The sequence below is a fragment of the Streptomyces sp. NPDC037273 genome (assembly GCF_055603625.1).
Map to the genome: position 1 here is coordinate 369,510 of NZ_JBVJVO010000005.1, position 16,618 is coordinate 386,127.

Here is a 16,618-nt window from a genome sequence, read left to right on the forward strand (position 1 = left end):
GCGAGCGGCCTGTTCCCGAAACGGGTGCTCTCCATCGAACTCGGGCCCCTCTACAGCGGAAAGCCGCCCTCCGACCGAGATGTCGCAACGGTCAAGAGGGCGGCAGCGCGTTGGCAATCGCGCGTCAGCTCACGTGGAGCGTGAGTGCACCCGGTGTCGGGTCAGGAGGGGTCGCCGTACTGGAGGCCACGGCCGTTGGTGCCGACGTAGACGCGGCCGTAGATGTCCGGGTCGCCGGTGATGACGCCGACGCCACCGATGCTGCCCCACTGGTGGGCGTCGTCGTTGACGCGGAGCCAGGTGGCGCCCTTGTCCGTGGAGCGGAAGACGCCGGTGACGTCCTTGACGGTGCCGATCAGGTAGAGGGCCTGGTAGGAGGCTCCGGGTGCGGCCTTGCCGAAGCCGAGCGCGGAGGCGGACTTCACGGTGGTGAGCGTGGTGAAGGTGCGGCCGCCGTCGGTGGAGTGCAGCAGCCCCTGGCCGCCGCCGGCGATCCACAGGTCGCCGGCGACACCGGGGACGGCCGTGAGCTTGCCGGAGGGCAGGCCGGAGGCGCGGGCGGTGAAGGTCGCGCCGCCGTCCGTGCTGGCGTGGAGCGTGCCGCCGCTCAGCGAGTAGAAGGTCCTGGCCGAGGAACGGTCGGCGACGACGACCGCGTCGGTGCCCAGGCCACTGACCCTCGACCAGCTCGCCCCCTTGTCGGTCGAGCGGTACGGGGCCTGGCCGGCCTCGGTCCAGACGATGGTCGAGCCGTCGGCCGCGAGCGCGACGCGGCCGTCCTGGGCCCCGGCCACCGGCTCGGCCTTGAAGCCGTTCCAGCTGCTGCCGCCGTCGGTGGAGTAGGCGCCGTCCTGCGCGCCACCCCGACCGACGCGAACCATCAGCGAGGGGTTGGCCTGGGCGAAGTCCATGTCCGTGCTGTTGGTCATCATCGGATTGCTCAGTCGCCCAACCGGGACCTTGTTCAGGTCGTCGTGGCGGAAACCTCCTTGGTCGCCCATGGCGGTGACGACGGTGGCGCCGCCGGGCGGGGCGATCGCGTCCATCAGCGCGGTCTCCTCAAGGCCGCGCGCGCCGGCGGTCCAGTGGCTGGTGCCGCCGCTGTCGGTGGCGTCGGCGTCCTTGCTGCGCCAGATGCCGTTGCCGGTGCCGTACAGCACGTGTCCGGAGTCGAAGGGGTCGATGGCCAGGGCGGTCATCCAGTGCCCGGTGTGGGTGGTGATGTACGGAGCGGCGGAGGCGTTCCGTACCGACTTGTCCACCAGTGCCTTCCAGGTCGTGCCGCCGTCGGTGGTGCGGTAGATCTCGTCCTCGGGCCACCAGCGGTCGAGGGTGGTGACCATGACCGTGGACGGCCGGCGCGGGTCGACGGCCAGGCCGGAGAACCCGTAGCCGCCCTGGGACGGAGAGACGTTCTTCCACGTCCCGCCGGACGGCGTGTACTTCCAGACCGAGCCGTCCGTCACGCCGTTGGGTCCGAGGGCGTTGGTGTACGTCAGGTACAGCGAGCCGTCGCCGGAGAGCACGCCGTGCTGCGGCAACTGGCCGGTCGGCTGGCCGGGGACGGCCTGCCAGGTGCTGCCGCCGTCCGTGGAGCGGTACAAGGAGGTGGATTTGTCGGCGACGCCGACGTAGACCGTGTTACTGCCGGCCGGACCGTACGTCACGAAGGAGATGCCGCCGCCGCTGCTCGCCCCGTCCTTGACGGGGAACGAGGAGACCTGACGCCATGTCATACCGCTGTCCGTGCTGCGCCACAGGCCGTTCTTGCGGGTGCCGAGCAGCAGGGTGCGGTTGTCCGAGGGGTCGATCACCAGCCGTTCGCCCGCGCCGCGGCCGTCCTCGTTGCCGCCCAGTTTGAAGGGGAGTTCGGTGCGCTGGAAGGTGCGGCCGCGGTCGGTGGAGCGCAGGATGGCGCCGTTGCCGGCCCAGTCGTTGGTGTAGGTGCCGGTCGCGAGGTAGAGCCGGTCGGGGGCGACGGGGTCGGTGGCCAGCGCGTCGATGCCCAGCAGGTTCCAGTCCTTCTCGCCGAGCCAGTCGGTCAGCGGGATCCACTGCTCGGCCGCGGCGTCCCAGCGGTAGGCGCCGCCCATGTCGGTACGCGCGTACAGCAGGCCTTTCTCCCGTGGGTTGAACACCAGACCGGTGACGTAACCGCCGCCCACCACCTGGGCGTTCTTCCACGCGTACGGCCCGGTCCCGGTGGCCGGGGCCTCGGCCGTCTTCACCAGCTTCCACTGCTGGTTGGTGCTGCCATGGCCGCCGTACTGGATGACCGCCGCGCCGTCGGCCGTGGAGCCTCCGGAGACGTCCAGGACCTGGCCGCTACCGCGGGAGGTGAAAGTGACGGCGTCGGAACCGCCGACCTCGTCGATCCGCCACTCCTGGGAGGCGGAGGAGCTGTCGGTCTGCTGTTCGGCGGCAGCCGCCTGCGCGGTCGAATCGCCGGCTATGCCGAGCACTTTGCCGCTGTTGCGGTTCACCAGCTCGTAGTAGCCGTCGCCGGTGGAGCGCAACCTCCACTGCTGGTTGGCGGTGTTCTGGTCGGTCCACTGCTGGATACGGGTGCCGTCGGCGGTGGAGAAGGCGTTGACGTCCAGCACCTTTCCGCTGCGCACGGAGACCAGCTTGTAGTAGGCACTGCCGTCGACCGTCGCGGCCTGCGAGTCGTCCTGCACGAACAGGAGGTACGGCACGACGGTGGCGGGCACGCCGAGCAGCAGGGCGGTGGCGGTCCCGCGACGGCGGTGACGTCCGCGGCGTCCGGCGTTGGTGGGGTTGTTCATGGGGGGTGTTACTCCTTGTGCAACCGTGGATCGGGCAGGTCAGCGCTGCAGGGTGAGGACGCCCGGCCGGTAGGGCAGCTGGTCGTAGGGTCCGCTCGCGGTGGGGGACTTGCCCTGGTACAGGAACTGCAGGTTGCAGGGGTCGATGGTCATGGTCTGGTCGGGGTTGGTGCGGATCAGGTCACCGTGGCTGATGTCGTCGGTCCAGGTGGCGCCGCTGTTGGCCTTGCCCGCGAAGGGGTTGCTCTCGCTGCCGGCCTGCGGGGTCCACGCACCGCTCAGGCTGGAGGCCGTGAACGAGCGGTAGTAGCGCCGCTCGTTCGCACCCCGAGCCTCGACGATCATGAGGTACCGGTTCTGGCCCTGGACCTTGTAGACCTGCGGCGCCTCGAAGAGGTTCTTCACCGTGTCGCTCATGACCGTCGTGTACGACGAGCCGAAGCTGCCCGGGAAGTTCCCGATCGGCATGCTCGCCCGGTAGATCTTGCCGTTGTCACCGGCGAAGAACAGGTACATGTTCTTCTCGTCGGCGATCAGGGTCTGGTCGATCGGTCCGGTGCCGGATTCGGTGCGGGGGATGTTGCCGGTGAACAGCGGCTGCGGCGCGGACCAGCCGTTGGGGTTGGTGGGGTCGCTCGACGTGCGGTAGCTGAAGGGCGCGGCACCCCACTGGTACGCGAGCACCCAGATCTTTTTGGGTGCGAAGTAGAACAGGGTGGGCGCCACCGCGTTCTGGTTCATCTTCGTCTGGCCGGCCGACGCCATGTCGGACCAGTTCGTGAAGGGGCGGAACGCCATCGAGCCGTACGAGGTTCCCGACGCGCTCGACGCGTAGACGAGGTGCTTGCCGTCGTGCGTCACGTGGGTGAAGTCCTTCACCGCGGCCCATCCGTTGGACGGCTGGGCGAGGGCACCCGTCGAACGCCACTTGTACGTCGTCGGGAGATCACACGTGCCGCTGCCCGTCCCGGCCGGGGCGGTCCGGGTCCACTTCTGGTTGTCGACGGACGCGCAGGCGTACAGCTGGATCGTGGTGCCGTTCGCGGTGGCGGCGCCGACGGCGTCGAGGCACAGCCCCGACTGGACGCCGGCGATCGAGCCGTCGCTGTTGACGTTCCACTGCTGGTTGGCGCCGCCGTTGCAGTCCCAGACGATCACCGGGGTGCCGTTGGTGGTGCCCTTGCCCTGGGCGTCCAGGCACTTGTCGCCGTGCACCTTCAGCTGCTTGGCGGCGGTGTAGGTCCAGCGCTGGCCCGCCTGTCCCCCGCAGTCCCACAGGTGCGCGCGGGTGCCGTTGGCGGCGGTGGAGCCGGGGATGTCGACACAGCGGCCGGAGGCCACGCCCTTGATCTCCCCCGTACCGTCGGTCGGCTTGCCAGGGGTGGTACCGGAGCCGGAGTGGAGAGCGTTCATGACGGCGGTGTACGCGGGCTTGGGCTTGCCGCCGCCGTCGAACAGCAGCGGGCTCTCGCCGCCGCGCCAGGAGTCGCTGTCACGGACGCCCCACACCGTGATGCCGGTGCACCGGGCCACGGACAGGCAGGTGCTGACCGCGTTCGCGTAGTGGGCGGGTGATGCCTGGGCGATGTCCAGCTCGGTGATCTGCACGTCGACGCCCAGGGCGGCGAAGGCGGCCAGGGTGGTCTTGAAGCTCGCCGGCGGGCCGCTCGTCCCGAAGTGGCTCTGGAACCCGACGCAGTCGATGGGAACGCCGCGGGACGTGAAGTCCTTGACCATGCGGTAGACGCCCTGGGTCTTGGCGTCCGACCAGTTCTCGATGTTGTAGTCGTTGTAGCAGAGCTTGGCCGCGGAATCGGCCGCGCGGGCGGTGCGGAACGCCTCCTCGATGAAGCCGTTGCCCAGCACCTTCTGGAAGACGGAGTCGCGGAGCCCGCCGCTGCCGCCGTCGGCGAACGCCTCGTTGACGACGTCCCAGGCGTAGATCTTGCCCTTGTAGTGGGTCATCTCCGTGGTGATGTGGTGGTTCATCACGCCGCGCAGGGTGCTCGCGTCGCGGATGGAGCCGACCCAGGCGGGGAGCTGCGAGTGCCAGACCGTGGTGTGTCCGCGCAGGCGCTGGCCGCGCGCCAGGGCGCGATCGACGATCCGGTCCGCGGGGCCGAAGGTGAAATTGCCGCGGGACGGTTCGATGGCGTCCCACTTCATCTCGTTCTCCGGGGTGATCATGTTGAACTCCCGGTCCGCGATCGCGGTGTACGCGGAGTCGCCGAGCCTGCCGGCGGCCACGGCCGTGCCGAAGTACCTGCCCGAGGGAGCGGCCTGGGTGCCCAGGCCCGCGGCTCCGGCGGAGCTGGGGAGGAGCGTCACGACCCCGGCCACCAGCGCCGTGGCCGACAGTCCTATCGCCCATGTCCGGCGTCGGCGGCGGAGCCGGTGCAGGCCCTTCATGCCTCGGTGGCTCCGCGTTCCGGTCGCCCTGGGTTCGTGGGTGTGGTGCGTCATGTGAGGGGCTTTCTTCAGGGGATACGTCAGTGGGGGAAGTCGGGACCCTGCCGCGCCGGCACGTCGTGACGGGCGGCGGGAAGGACACCCCTGAAGTGGAGGCTTCCGAGCTCGCGGTCGCGTAACAGAAAAGTCGCGCCGTCCGCAGGATTGCCCCGTGATGCATCTCGCAGGCACAAAGCGTTATGCGGGACGCCGTTGCCTGGTCGCGCCCGTGGAAAAGGGGCGCCGCACTGATCCGCGGGGAACGTCGGCCGTGGCGTGGGACAGGAACCGTCGGGGACCAGGCCGGAGGAGGATCAGGCTGGAGGAGGATCAGGCTGGAGAAGCGCCGGGCTGTGACTGTGCGACTCGGTCGGGATCGCCCGAGGAGCGGTGCTCAGGCCCCGGGGCTGCGCACGATGAAGGAAGCCTGGCCGGCGAAGGCCCGCGTGCCGTCGGAGCCGTCGAGCCAGATGCCGCCGTCGCGGTGGCGGAGGACCGTTCCCGGATAGTTGTGCGCGTGCAGGGTCACGGACCCGGCGACCGCCCCGGGACGGGGACAGAAGGTGGCGTCCTCACGGAACAGTGCGCTGCCGTCGTCGCCGCTCAGCCGCAGCCGCAGGTAGTAGTGGCGAAGGTACCGGCCGTCCGCGGCGCGGAAGGTGACGCACCGTGTGTCGGCCAGTCCCCCGACGACCGTGAAGGTGACCCGCTGACGTTCCTGCGCGCCGCTGGACGCGGCGATGCTGCCGAGCGCCGCGAAATCGCCCGTGTACGTGACGAACAGGCCGGGACTGTCCGCGGCCTCCAGCGACCGCGCCCCCAGCGGAACGGTGCCCGCGACGGCGGACGGGCCGAGCGAGGGCGGGATGACCGGGGACGGACTCGCCGAGGCCGGACTCACCGGAGACGGACTCGCCGGGGACGGTACGGCCGAGGTGGTGGTGCGCGAGGGAAAGGGCGTGGGAGTGCCGACCGTGGGAGCGGCGATGACGCCCGGCACTCGAGGTGCCGCTTCGGGCCAGGTCGCATACGTGGCGGTTCCGGCGATGAGCACCGCGCCGGTCGCGAGGCTCACCAGCGGATGAGCGGTCACCGCCTGGAATTTGCCGATCAGAGCGCCGTGCAGACCGCCTCCCCCCGTCGCCATGCCGACGGCGACAGGGGCCGCGGCGAGCCCGGCGGCGCTCGCTGCCGTACCCGACAGCAAGCCCTTGGCGGCCAGCGCGGCGATCAGTGCGGCCGGCACGGCCAGCGTCGTGAGGCTGAGGGGCAGCAGTTCGGCCGGAACCCGTTCTGCCGACGTCACCCCGCAGACCGGACAGTCACGCGTGTGCCGCGCGATCCGCTTGCGCCACACCGACGCATGGTCACCGTTCCAGCCGACGACCGTCCCGTTCAGCTCCGGACAGCGCGGATCGGCCTCCAGCGCGGCGACGATCGTCCGGCACAGTTCCAACTGCTCGCGCATGCGTTGCAGGCGCACTCCGACGTGCGCGACCGTGAGCCCCGTCGCGGCCGCCATGTCCTCCCGGCTGAGCAGACCGGCGCACTCCTGCCACCACAGCGACAGCAGCACCCGGTGCTCCTGGTCGAGCCACCGGCCGGCTTCGACGACCCGGCGCCGCTCGTCCGACACATGCAGCCGCAGGATCGTCACGTCCACGGGCTCGGCGCCCGCGTCCGGTATCTGGCGTGCCTCGTCGATGACCGTGGTCCGGTCGGCGAAGACGCGTTGCCGGTGCCAATGGGTATTGATCTGGCGGAGCGTGATCGACACCAGCCAGGACCGGAAGCTCTCGGGGGCACGCAGGGCGGGCAGGTCGCGCACCAAGCGGAACAGCGTTTCCTGGACGACGTCGTCGACATCGGCATGTCCGTCCAGCGCTCGCCCGACGATGTTGTAGACCAACGGCAGGTACGCGGCGATCAGCTCCTCGCGCGCCCGATCGTCACCGGCCTGCGCCGCGACGACCAGCCCCACGTGGTCTGCGTCAATGAGCCCCATTCCCACCTTCTCCAGGGAGCGTTCCGCCGAGTACGGCGGCACACCCTAGCCCCGACGAAGGCATACGGCCAAAGCCTGCGCCTCGGGCGGCCGGTCTGGCCCGTGCCGACATGGAAGGCGGCACTCGTGGCATGCGCGTCCCACTGACGGGGATCGCAGGGCTCCCGCGCGCACGGCGAGCAGGGACGGCGGCCGCCGGACGGGACGGCAGGGCTGACGAGGCCAAGCAGCGCCCCCGCGTCGCATCCGCAGGGCGCCCGAGCACGAGCACCGGCAGCGGGTCTACTGCCTTCGGGCGGCGTGGCCTTCTCGCCCGACGGCTCCGTCCGCACCTCGGTCGGGTCGTACGGCACCGTGCGGCTGTGGGACGTGGCCCCCAGCAGCCGCCGGGCACCACCCTGCCCGGTGCGGGGGGGGGCGCCGTCCTGTCGCTCGCGTTCGGCACGGACGGCCGCACTCTGGACGCGACGGGGGCGCGCGTCCCCGTCCAGACGTACGACATCGACCCGGTTGCGGGTGGTCACCGAGGAGGCACGCAGCCGCACCGGCTGCAACGAGGACCGGCGCAGAACTCTTCGCGCCGGGGGACGAGGGTGCGGTTCGTGCGAGTGCCTGGCGTCCTCGGGCCGCCGAGTTCTCCGCCGATGAGATGCGGACCCTGTCCCCTCCAGGCAGAGTGGGAAGGACCTGTTCGTACCGAGGTGGTCCCCTGGGGTCCCGCGTGCTGGAGACCGGGACGAAGGGATGCGTGGATTGTCGTGACGCCGGAGTGATCGATGTTCCGCAGACGGCCGGCCGACAACAGCGAGGACCTTCTGGTCCGGCTCGGATCGCTGACCGCCAGGGCGCGGGAGTTGGCCGAGACGCAGCGCTCCCGTGTCGAGCTCGCCGTGGCCCTGCAGCGCGGCATGCTGCCCTCGGACCTGCCCAGTTTTCCGGGCGCCCGGCTGGCCGTCCGCTACGAGCCCGCCAACCTCGGTCTCAACGTCGGCGGTGACTGGTACGACGCCTTCTCCCTGCCCGGCGGGCGGATCGGCATGTCCATCGGCGACGTACAGGGACACAACATCGAGGCCGCCGCCTTCATGGGACAGGTCCGCGTGGCCCTGCGCGCGCTGGCCTCCGTCACCGGAGACCCTGGAGAGCTGCTCGGTCGCACCAACGACCTGTTGATCTCTCTGGGCGCCGACCTCTTCGCCACCTGCACCTTCCTGCGGCTCGACCCCGCTGCCGGCACCCTGGAGTGCGCCCGGGCCGGTCACATCCCCCACATCTGGGCCACCACCGACGGCCGCTCCGGCATCGACGACAGCGAGGGCGGGCCTCCTCTCGGTGTGCTCCGCGGCGTCGACTACCCGACCACGCGCCACCGGCTCACCACCGACGGTGTCTTCGTCCTCCTGACCGACGGAGTGGTGGAGGGGCCCTCGCTCCACGTCGACGAGGGTCTGGACCGGGTGACGAGGCTCGCCGGGATCACCGCCGTCGCCGGGCTGGACGTCGACGCGCTCGCCACCGCCGTCATGAAGCTGGCGGCCACGGTGGGGCACGAGGACGACGCGGCCGTCCTGGTCGTCGGCCATGACGGCGCTCCGGCCCGGCCGGCGGCCGAGGATTGAGGGGAGGGGGCTCGCCTCGGGCCGAGCCGGCTCTCGGGCCGGGCCTGTCCTCGGGCCGAGCCAGGCCGCGGGCCGAGCCGGTCTGCGGGCCGCACCGGTCCGCGGGCCGGGCCAGTCCTCGGGCCTAGCCAGTCCTCGGGCCGGACCGGTCCTCGGACCCGCCCGGGACCATGCCGGGCGACGCCGCCCGACACGCAGGGGCCTTGCCCGGTCGTGGCGGCCCGGCCGGTGTCTGATGGCTGACGTGTTGGATATTCGGCAGTTCCGGTCCTCTGCGGGGGCGGCTCTGATGTCGCTGGCCGTGGCGGTTTGCTATTACGCGGCCGGACGAATCGGCCTGCTGGGCCGCCTCGTCGTCGAAAGCGTGGTGGTCACCCCCATCTGGCCGCCCACCGGCGTCGCCGTCGCCGCCCTGCTGCTGCTCGGCGCGCGGGTCTGGCCTGGGATCGCTCTCGGCTCGTTCCTCGTCATCGCCTCGCTCACCACACCCGGGCCCACCACAGTGGTCATCGTGGCCAGCAACACCGTCGCGCCGCTCTGCGCGTTCCTGCTGTTGAGACGGGCCGGCTTCCGGCTCGACATGGCGGGTCTGCGGGACGGACTCTTCCTGGTCTTCCTCGGCGGGTTCGGCGCCATGCTGATCAGCGCGACCGCGGGGGTCGGACTGCAGGTGGCGAGGGGCTCCCTGGACAAGAGCGAGTTCTGGCCGGTCTGGCTGGCCTGGTGGGTGGGCGACACGATGGGAGTGCTGCTCGTCGCCCCGCTCCTGCTCGTCCTCGCGGGGCCGGCGGGACGGTTTCGGGTACGGCGCTGGAAGGAGGCGGCCTTTCTGGGGCTGACGACCCTGGTCCTCATGCCCATGGCCGTGCTCAGCCCGATGAGCATGCTCTTCCTCGTCTTCCCCCTGCTGATCTGGGCAGCGCTCCGCTTCCAGCTCGCCGGAAGCATGCTGTGTGCGCTCTTCGCCTCCGTGCTCACCACGTTCGAGGCGACCGCGGGGCGGGGCGCGTTCCTCCACCTCACGGACGTCGAGATCATGGTCAAGCTCCAGGCGTTCAACGGTTCCGCCGCCCTGACCGCCCTGCTTCTCGCCTCCGTCATCACCGAGCAGCGTGCGACCCGCCGGTCGGTACGCCGCGCCTGCCAGGAACTGGCGGAGGTCCTGGAGCACCTCGCGGCGGGCGAGTCCTCACCGGGTTCCCCCGGCACCGCCGAGAGCCGGGCAGCCCCACCCGGCGGGCACGGGAATCCGTGATCCGTGCGCGGGAGCCGGCGCAGGAGCCAGGGGACTCCCTGGGCCTGCGAGTGTCGCCGCAAGCCGACCCCGCATGCCCGCCAGGCATGTTGGTCATGGACGCGGCGACATCGCGGTGCGTCAGTGCCGGCAGGACGGCCGGACGTGGAGCAGCTCGGTCCGCAGGGTGGGTGTGCCGTCGACTGGTGCCGGGTTCTCCGCGGTCGGCTCGATGCCTCCTGCGGCTACCTTGTCGAGTGTCGCCAGACCGGCGGGGCCGACCGTGCCGAACACCGTGTAGTTCGGTCGCAGTGCGGAGTCGCCGTAGACGACGAAGAACTGTGAGCCGTTCGTGTTCGGGCCGGCGTTGGCCATCGCCAGCAAGCCGCGTCCGTAGAGCCGGCGCGCGCCCGTGGGATCGGTGGCAGCGGGCGGCAGGTCCACCGGCAGTTCGTCCTTGTACTTGTACCCGGGCCCGCCTTCACCGGTGCCGGTCGGGTCGCCGCACTGCAGGACCTTCAGCGTCGGGTACGCCGTCAGGCGGTGGCACACCGTACGGTCGTAGAAACCGTGCCGTGCCAGGTGCAGGAAACTCTGCACCGTGCACGGCGCCTTGGCCCGGTCCAAGCGCAGCGGAAGCGGGCCCTGACTGGTCGGTACGGCCAAGTCGACCGTGCCATGACCAGGGGTGCGCCGTGGGTCGGGCGGCAGCGGAACACGGCGCGCCGGCGGCTCGTCCGGGGTCTCGCTGTACTGGCAAGGACCGTGCGTGGTGCGCGGCGGAGCACTGTCGGAAGCGGTGGCGACACTCCCCCCGGACACCACTAACGCCGCGGCCGCGAACGCACTGATCAGTGCTCGTCTCATCTTGCACGCCCTCCCGATGATCTCCAGGTCTTGGAGCGGTCGCAGTCTAGGGCGTGGTGTGGCCTGCGGTAGTGGGATTTCCGGCCGATCAGCGTGGCCGGCGCCCCATCATTCAGGCGACTCGCCGAAGAAGCTCAGCTTCTTCTGAGCCTCTTCGGCGAGGCGCCCCGGAAGGGTCTGCCAACAGGGGGACAGGGGAGCCCCGATCGGCCAGGTCCGTTCCAGATCGACGACGTCAGGGTGACAGAAGCCCTGAGTGCCTGGAGTCCTCCGAGTGCGGCGGGCGAGTCAGCAGCGCTCCTGGCTGCGCGGCCGTTGTCGTGGCCTGATCTCTGAGACCGGAAAGGGACTTTTCCGGCTCTCGGCCGCACCGTAAAAACGAGCTGTTGTTTCCCGTTGATCGCTTTCCGACCCAAGGAGCCCACCATGGCCCGTTTCCGGACCACCACCATGGCCCTCGCCGCCGCCGCGATGCTCGCTCTCGCCGCCGCGCCGGCCCAGGCGGCTCCCGGTGACGTGACGACGACCTGCGCGAACACCGTCACCCCGGCGGGTTACGTCGACGTCAGCTGGGGTTACAGCGCCAGCTGCGGCACCCAGAACTTCAACCCGAACATCAAGCAGATCAAGCAGCTCACCGGCCTGCCCATAGGCACCGTCGTCCAGGCATGCGGGTCCACGTACTACCCCGCCGGCTGGACCGCGACCAGCTCTTACTACTCCAGCTCCTGCGTCGCCTTCCCGAACTCCGGCTTCAACAACAACGCCTGGACCCTCAAGCGCGTCTCCTGATCGCGCCTTTCGGCTTCAGCCCCGCCTCACGAGCGGATCAAGCGAAGCGGGCGAGGGGTCTCGTAAGCGCCCGCAAAATGGCTGGTCACCGGTGCGGTCCGTGCAGGACCCTGAGCGTATGCCTCGACGTCTCATGTTCGTGCAGTTGAAGACCGGTTACAACACCGACCGCGGACCCTCGTGGATCGGCTGGGTGGACTTCTCGAAGACCTGGAGCACTGCGTACTTTCGCGGGAGGACACTGCGCCGGGCAGGCGGGATGTTCGATGCGAACTTCTACGACGTCCAGACCGACGAGGAGTTCTGGGTCTCCGGGCCGAAGCGGGACCGCACCGACACCCGCTACGGCCCCTCCCACCCTGAAATCGAGCCGGAAGCCGTCGAGGCCTATCGCTCCTTCCTGGAGGGCGCGTCTTTGCCGGGCCGGGAGAACGGCTGACCTCGCGCCCTTTGTCACCCACGCGGGGCGGGTTCCGGGTGCGGCCGGCCCGCGAGACGGGCCGGATCTTCGGTGCCGACGGTCCTCGGCACGCGGTCTTCCCCGCCGGCTTCCCGACTGTGTGCGCCGAGGAGTTCGAGGCCGTACGCCCGGTCGCCGTGGAGGCTGAAGGCACGGTGAGCGTGGCCGCGGTTTGTCGGGGCGTGGACCGCGACGTGGAGCAGGCCGTCGCCTCGGTACGCGGCGGCCGGCACGCGCGGGTGAGGGTCGTGGTGCCCGCCTCGGGCGCGATGGCACAGGTCAGGGTCCACCGCACCCTGGCGGACACCGTCGGATGCCAACTCTCCTACGCCTGCCGCGACATGTTCACCCACGTCCGGGCCGCATGCGGTCCGGACGTGGTACTCGCCTCCCACCGGCACGACGACCCCGGTCTCGGCCTGGCGCCCTTCGTCCGCCCCGAGCTGTTCCAGCCGCACGATCCACGCGAGGTGCTGGGGAACGATCCGCGCGTCGTCCTCACCCAGCTCGCCGGCACTCGCGTCGTCACCGCCGTCGCTGCCCGCCGGCCAGCCCGTCGCCCTGTGGGCCCGGCCCATCAGCCGCCGCACACCCTGCTGGACGACCACCGGGTGCCGTACGTCAGCAGCGCCAACCGCACGGGCCGGCCTCCTGCCGCCGACGCCGGCGGGGCGATGAGGGGTCGCAGGCGGCTGCCCCGGCGTTCAGGGGCGTCGGGCCGTGAGGAGTACGGCGCTGTCGTCGACGGCCTGGTGTCCGGCAGCGTAGTGGGCCAGTAGGTCCTGCTCCAGGGACTTCCGCATGGACTGGTTGTCCGGGTGGTGGGCGTGCCAGAAGTCGGCGAGGATTCGTGCCGTCTCGGCGGCCAGGTGGAGCAGGTGGCCCTGGTGGTCGATCTGCTCCTGAACCGTGGTGACGCAGTGCCGGTTGAGGAGTTCGACCATGTGGTTGTCAGGAGCTCCCTGGATGAGGACGATCCGCGCGTGCGGGTCGTCGCGGTCGAGTACGCGCAGCATCTCGCCGATCGCCGCCCCCGGATCGGCGGTGTAGTGGAGGACCCAGCTGGCGGTGACCGCGTCGTACCCCCATAGGGGAGATGGCGCGGACGCCGGCGCCGGTGCCGCCGCCGACGTCGAGGATGCGGCGGCAGCCGGTGAGGGCGTCGACGACCGCGTCGACGTCGTGGCGTCGGAAGTGGGGTTCGAAGGCGGCCCACGCGGCGGTGCTGAGGGCGTGCGGGCCGCGGTAGCGGTCGGGATGGGGGTACGGGCCGAGGAGCGCGTGGGCGGGCGGGGTGACCGGTCCGGCGCGGCGGGCGTGGAGGAACAGGTGCTCCTCCGGGCCGGCGATGCGGCTGGCGGGCTGGAACGCGGCGACGTGCCGGTGGAGCACGGTCCGCCCGAGCTTCTCCAGGCGGGCGGGGAACTCGTCGGCGGGCAGGCTGCTGACGTTCACGCGGTGGCCCATCCACGTCAGTGTGGTGTCGTCCAGGTCGCCGGGGACGGTGGCGAACAGCAGGTAGCCGCCGGGGGCCACCCAGGACGCGATGCGTTCCAGCGAGGCCACCACGTCCCGCTGCGACATGAGCAGCAGCGGGAAGAACGCGCAGACGGCGTCGAAGTGCTCCGCCAGCTCGTACGTGCGAGCGTCCGCGAGCCGGAACTCGGCGCCGGGCACCTGGGAGCGGGCCAGCTCGACCATGGTGGCGGAGACATCGATGCCGGTCACCCGGAAGCCCGCCTCGGCGAGCACCTGGGCGACCGGTCGCCCGGTGCCGGAGCCGACGTCCAGGACGCGGGCCCCGGCCGGCAGCCGCTCCGTGAGCCACCGCAGCGCCTCGTCCTGGCCAGGCAGGCCGGCGAAGGACCAGCAGATACCACCGGACGGCTCGACGCCCCGGGCGACGCACCGGGCCCGCGCCTGAACGCACCCTCATGCGGGACCACACCGTCACGCCGTGCATCGCAGTCACGACGTGACCGGAGGCGGCCCCGCCGAACCAAGATCCGGACCGTCTCCGGACCAGGGCTCCCCAGGGCGCGCCGTCTCCGTTTCCGTACCGGCTCGGATGTGTGTCGGTGACCGCGCGGTGGTGTATCAGGCGGGTATCAGCGCAGGTCGGGGGCGTGACGACAGCCGTCCGGGGGCGTCGGGGGTGGGTGCGGGTGAGGCATGATGAAGGACCTGTCCCGTCCCGTGCCCGAGAGATGTACATGTCTGATTCCGTGTCGGCGTCCGCGCCCGCGCCCGCGCCCGTGACGGTCCTGCTCGTCGAGGACGACGAGGTGATCCGGCGGTCCGTCGCGATGGCGCTGGAGCGTTACGGCTACCGCGTGCTCGTCGCGGCCGACGGGCTGACCGGGCTCGAACTCTTCCGGGAGGGGCGGCATGATGTGGTGCTGCTCGACGTGATGCTGCCGGGCCTGGACGGCATCGGGCTGTGCCGGCGGATCCGGGAGACGGCGACGGACCCGATCCTGATGATGTCGGCGCGCGGCGACGCCCTCGACGTGGTGTCCGGCTTGGAGGCCGGGGCCGACGACTACGTGGTGAAGCCCGTCGACACCGCGGTTCTGGTGGCGCGGATCCGGTCGCTGCTGCGCCGGGCGTCCTTCGTGGTCCCGGTGGCCGAACCGGCCGGACCCGCGGAGCCGGCCGGCCCGCTGGTCTTCGGCGACCTCTCCCTCGACCCGGCGGCCCTGGAGGTTCGCAAGGGCGGCGAGCGGATCGCGCTCGCCCCCACCGAGCTGCGCCTGCTGCTCGAGTTCGCCGCGCACCCCGGGATCGTGCTGGACCGTCAGACCCTGCTGCGGGAAGTGTGGGACTACGGCTGGGACGGCGACACCCGGGTCGTCGACCTGTGCGTGCAGCGACTGCGTAAGAAGATCGGTGCCGAGCGCGTCGAGACGGTCCGGGGCTTCGGCTACAAGTGGAAGCGGTGAGCCGGGGTCCTTGGGGGGCGGTCACGGGCCTGGTGCCGCACTTCCGCTCGCTGCGCTGGAAGGTCGTCCTCCTGGCGGCGCTGGCCTGCGCGTCGATGGCGCTGACGGTCGGGGTGCTGGTGCACGACTCGGTGCTGCGCCGGTCCATGAACGAGGGCGCGGGCAGGGCCCACGTGGCGCTGGCCACGGCTTTGGAGGACGCCACGGCCGCGGGTGGGGACGGGCCCCGGGTGACCCCCGGGGAGCTGCCCGAGGCGCTGCTGCGGCAGGTCGAGCACGGCGGCGAGGCCACACTCTACGAGGACGGGCCCCCGGCCCCCGTCTTCTGGGCGGCCCGGCGGGAGGGGGGAAAGCTGTACGCGGTCGAGGTCGACATGACCGCCGACCTGCTGACCCGGCAGGCCCTGGACCGCCACATGTGGAAGTACTCGCTGCTCACGCTCGCCGTCGTCATCCCCGCAACGGCCTTGGCGACGGAACTTCCCGCCCGGCGGCTGCGCCGGGTGGCCCGCACGGCCCGCCGCATCACGGCGGGCGACCTCGGCGCCCGGACGGGGACGGTCCGCGGGGGCGACGAGGTCGCCGAGATCTCGGCCGTTGTCGACTCGATGGCCGACAGCCTCCAGCAGCGGATCGACACCGAGCAGCGCTTCACCGCCGACGTCGCACACGAGCTGCGCACCCCGTTGATGGGTCTGGTCACCTCTGCGGAACTGCTACCCGAGGGCGAAGTGACGGACATGGTCCAGAGCCGGGTGCGGGTACTGCGCGACCTGGTCGAGGACCTCCTGGAGATCTCCCGGCTCGACGCGGGCGCCGAGACGTCCCAGCCGGGACCGCTCGACCTGGCCGCCCTCGTCCGGAACTCGGTGGCGCGGACGGGCCTCGCGGCGCGGGTGACCGAACGGGATACGGCAGTGGTCGAGTCGGACCCCCGACGCCTCGACCGCATCGTCTCCAACCTCGTCGTCAACGCCCACCGGCACGGCGCCGGCCCGGTGGACATCGCCGTCACCGGCCGGACAGTGACCGTCAGGGACCACGGCCCCGGCTTCCCGGCCGACCTGCTGTCCCACGGCCCCCAGCGGTTCCGTACGGGCACGGTCGAGCGGGGGCACGGGCACGGCCTGGGCCTGACGATCGCGTCCGGCCAGGCGAGGGTGATCGGGGCGACCCTGGACTTCGCCAACGCCCCGGACGGCGGGGCGGTCGCGACCCTGACCCTGCCCCAGGACGGGCCGCCGGCGCCCGAGGCGTGACCCCGTCCTTGGGACGGCCTGCCCCGGCAACGGGGGTGGCCCACCGGGGACCCAGCCGCACCGGGGCGGGTCGCCCGGCCGCACCGGGACTGCCTGCCTGCCGGCGCACGACCCTCGCCGTCCCGGGACGGTCACCCGTCGGTACGTCCCCGCTCCTCGGAGACTCCTTCCGCGTCCCCGGCCGGGCCCCCCGCCCCGCCCGCCGA

General features: G+C 71.4%; 13 protein-coding genes. 7 read left to right on the top strand and 6 right to left on the bottom strand.

Annotation, left to right across the window (positions count from 1 at the left end):
* Window positions 1–161: 161 nt before the first annotated feature.
* From ACZ7G1_RS16595 to ACZ7G1_RS16605, 3 genes are all read right to left on the bottom strand, one after another.
* The gene (locus ACZ7G1_RS16595) at window positions 162–2,786 is read right to left on the bottom strand and encodes an RICIN domain-containing protein (protein WP_470877298.1); all 2,625 of its coding nucleotides are present in this window, start codon (window positions 2,784–2,786) and stop codon (window positions 162–164) included.
* A 39-nt stretch (window positions 2,787–2,825) separates the two neighbouring features.
* On the bottom strand, window positions 2,826–5,195 hold the full coding sequence (locus ACZ7G1_RS16600; protein ID WP_470877297.1) for a non-reducing end alpha-L-arabinofuranosidase family hydrolase: 2,370 nt from the start codon (window positions 5,193–5,195) through the stop codon (window positions 2,826–2,828).
* 433 nt (window positions 5,196–5,628) lie between these two features.
* Window positions 5,629–7,281: a sigma-70 family RNA polymerase sigma factor gene (locus ACZ7G1_RS16605; RefSeq protein ID WP_470877296.1), complete on the bottom strand. Its 1,653-nt coding sequence runs from the start codon at window positions 7,279–7,281 to the stop codon at window positions 5,629–5,631.
* A 734-nt stretch (window positions 7,282–8,015) separates the two neighbouring features.
* Between ACZ7G1_RS16605 and ACZ7G1_RS16610 the strand changes: the two genes are divergently transcribed.
* The gene (locus ACZ7G1_RS16610; RefSeq protein WP_470877295.1) at window positions 8,016–8,858 is read left to right on the top strand and encodes a PP2C family protein-serine/threonine phosphatase; all 843 of its coding nucleotides are present in this window, start codon (window positions 8,016–8,018) and stop codon (window positions 8,856–8,858) included.
* 289 nt (window positions 8,859–9,147) lie between these two features.
* Window positions 9,148–10,113 (top strand): MASE1 domain-containing protein, encoded by a 966-nt coding sequence (locus ACZ7G1_RS16615; RefSeq protein WP_470877294.1) that lies wholly within the window; start codon window positions 9,148–9,150, stop codon window positions 10,111–10,113.
* Window positions 10,114–10,233: 120 nt separating this feature from the next.
* Here ACZ7G1_RS16615 and ACZ7G1_RS16620 read toward each other — a convergent pair whose 3' ends face one another.
* Entirely contained in the window at window positions 10,234–10,758 is a 525-nt protein-coding gene (locus ACZ7G1_RS16620; protein ID WP_470877293.1) for a peptidylprolyl isomerase, read from the bottom strand.
* 627 nt (window positions 10,759–11,385) lie between these two features.
* On the opposite strand from ACZ7G1_RS16620, the gene ACZ7G1_RS16625 reads away from it, so the two are divergent.
* From ACZ7G1_RS16625 to ACZ7G1_RS16635, 3 genes are all read left to right on the top strand, one after another.
* Window positions 11,386–11,751 (top strand): hypothetical protein, encoded by a 366-nt coding sequence (locus ACZ7G1_RS16625; protein WP_470877292.1) that lies wholly within the window; start codon window positions 11,386–11,388, stop codon window positions 11,749–11,751.
* 118 nt (window positions 11,752–11,869) lie between these two features.
* Window positions 11,870–12,190: a hypothetical protein gene (locus tag ACZ7G1_RS16630; protein WP_470877291.1), complete on the top strand. Its 321-nt coding sequence runs from the start codon at window positions 11,870–11,872 to the stop codon at window positions 12,188–12,190.
* 11 nt (window positions 12,191–12,201) lie between these two features.
* Window positions 12,202–12,990, top strand: a complete 789-nt coding sequence (locus ACZ7G1_RS16635) for a beta/alpha barrel domain-containing protein (protein WP_470877290.1) — start codon at window positions 12,202–12,204, stop codon at window positions 12,988–12,990.
* On the opposite strand, the gene ACZ7G1_RS16640 is transcribed toward ACZ7G1_RS16635, so the two are convergent.
* Both ACZ7G1_RS16640 and ACZ7G1_RS16645 read right to left on the bottom strand, forming a co-directional pair.
* Complete coding sequence (locus ACZ7G1_RS16640) at window positions 12,916–13,227, bottom strand: hypothetical protein (RefSeq protein ID WP_470877289.1); 312 nt, start codon at window positions 13,225–13,227, stop codon at window positions 12,916–12,918. The genes ACZ7G1_RS16635 and ACZ7G1_RS16640 overlap by 75 nt on opposite strands.
* Window positions 13,163–14,086: a class I SAM-dependent methyltransferase gene (locus ACZ7G1_RS16645; protein ID WP_471204173.1), complete on the bottom strand. Its 924-nt coding sequence runs from the start codon at window positions 14,084–14,086 to the stop codon at window positions 13,163–13,165. Before ACZ7G1_RS16645 ends, ACZ7G1_RS16640 begins: the two co-directional genes overlap by 65 nt.
* 338 nt (window positions 14,087–14,424) lie before the next feature.
* Between ACZ7G1_RS16645 and cseB the strand changes: the two genes are divergently transcribed.
* Both cseB and ACZ7G1_RS16655 read left to right on the top strand, forming a co-directional pair.
* Complete coding sequence (cseB, locus tag ACZ7G1_RS16650; protein ID WP_470877288.1) at window positions 14,425–15,153, top strand: two-component system response regulator CseB; 729 nt, start codon at window positions 14,425–14,427, stop codon at window positions 15,151–15,153.
* Window positions 15,150–16,412: a sensor histidine kinase gene (locus ACZ7G1_RS16655; protein ID WP_470877287.1), complete on the top strand. Its 1,263-nt coding sequence runs from the start codon at window positions 15,150–15,152 to the stop codon at window positions 16,410–16,412. Before cseB ends, ACZ7G1_RS16655 begins: the two co-directional genes overlap by 4 nt.
* Window positions 16,413–16,618 lie beyond the last annotated feature (206 nt).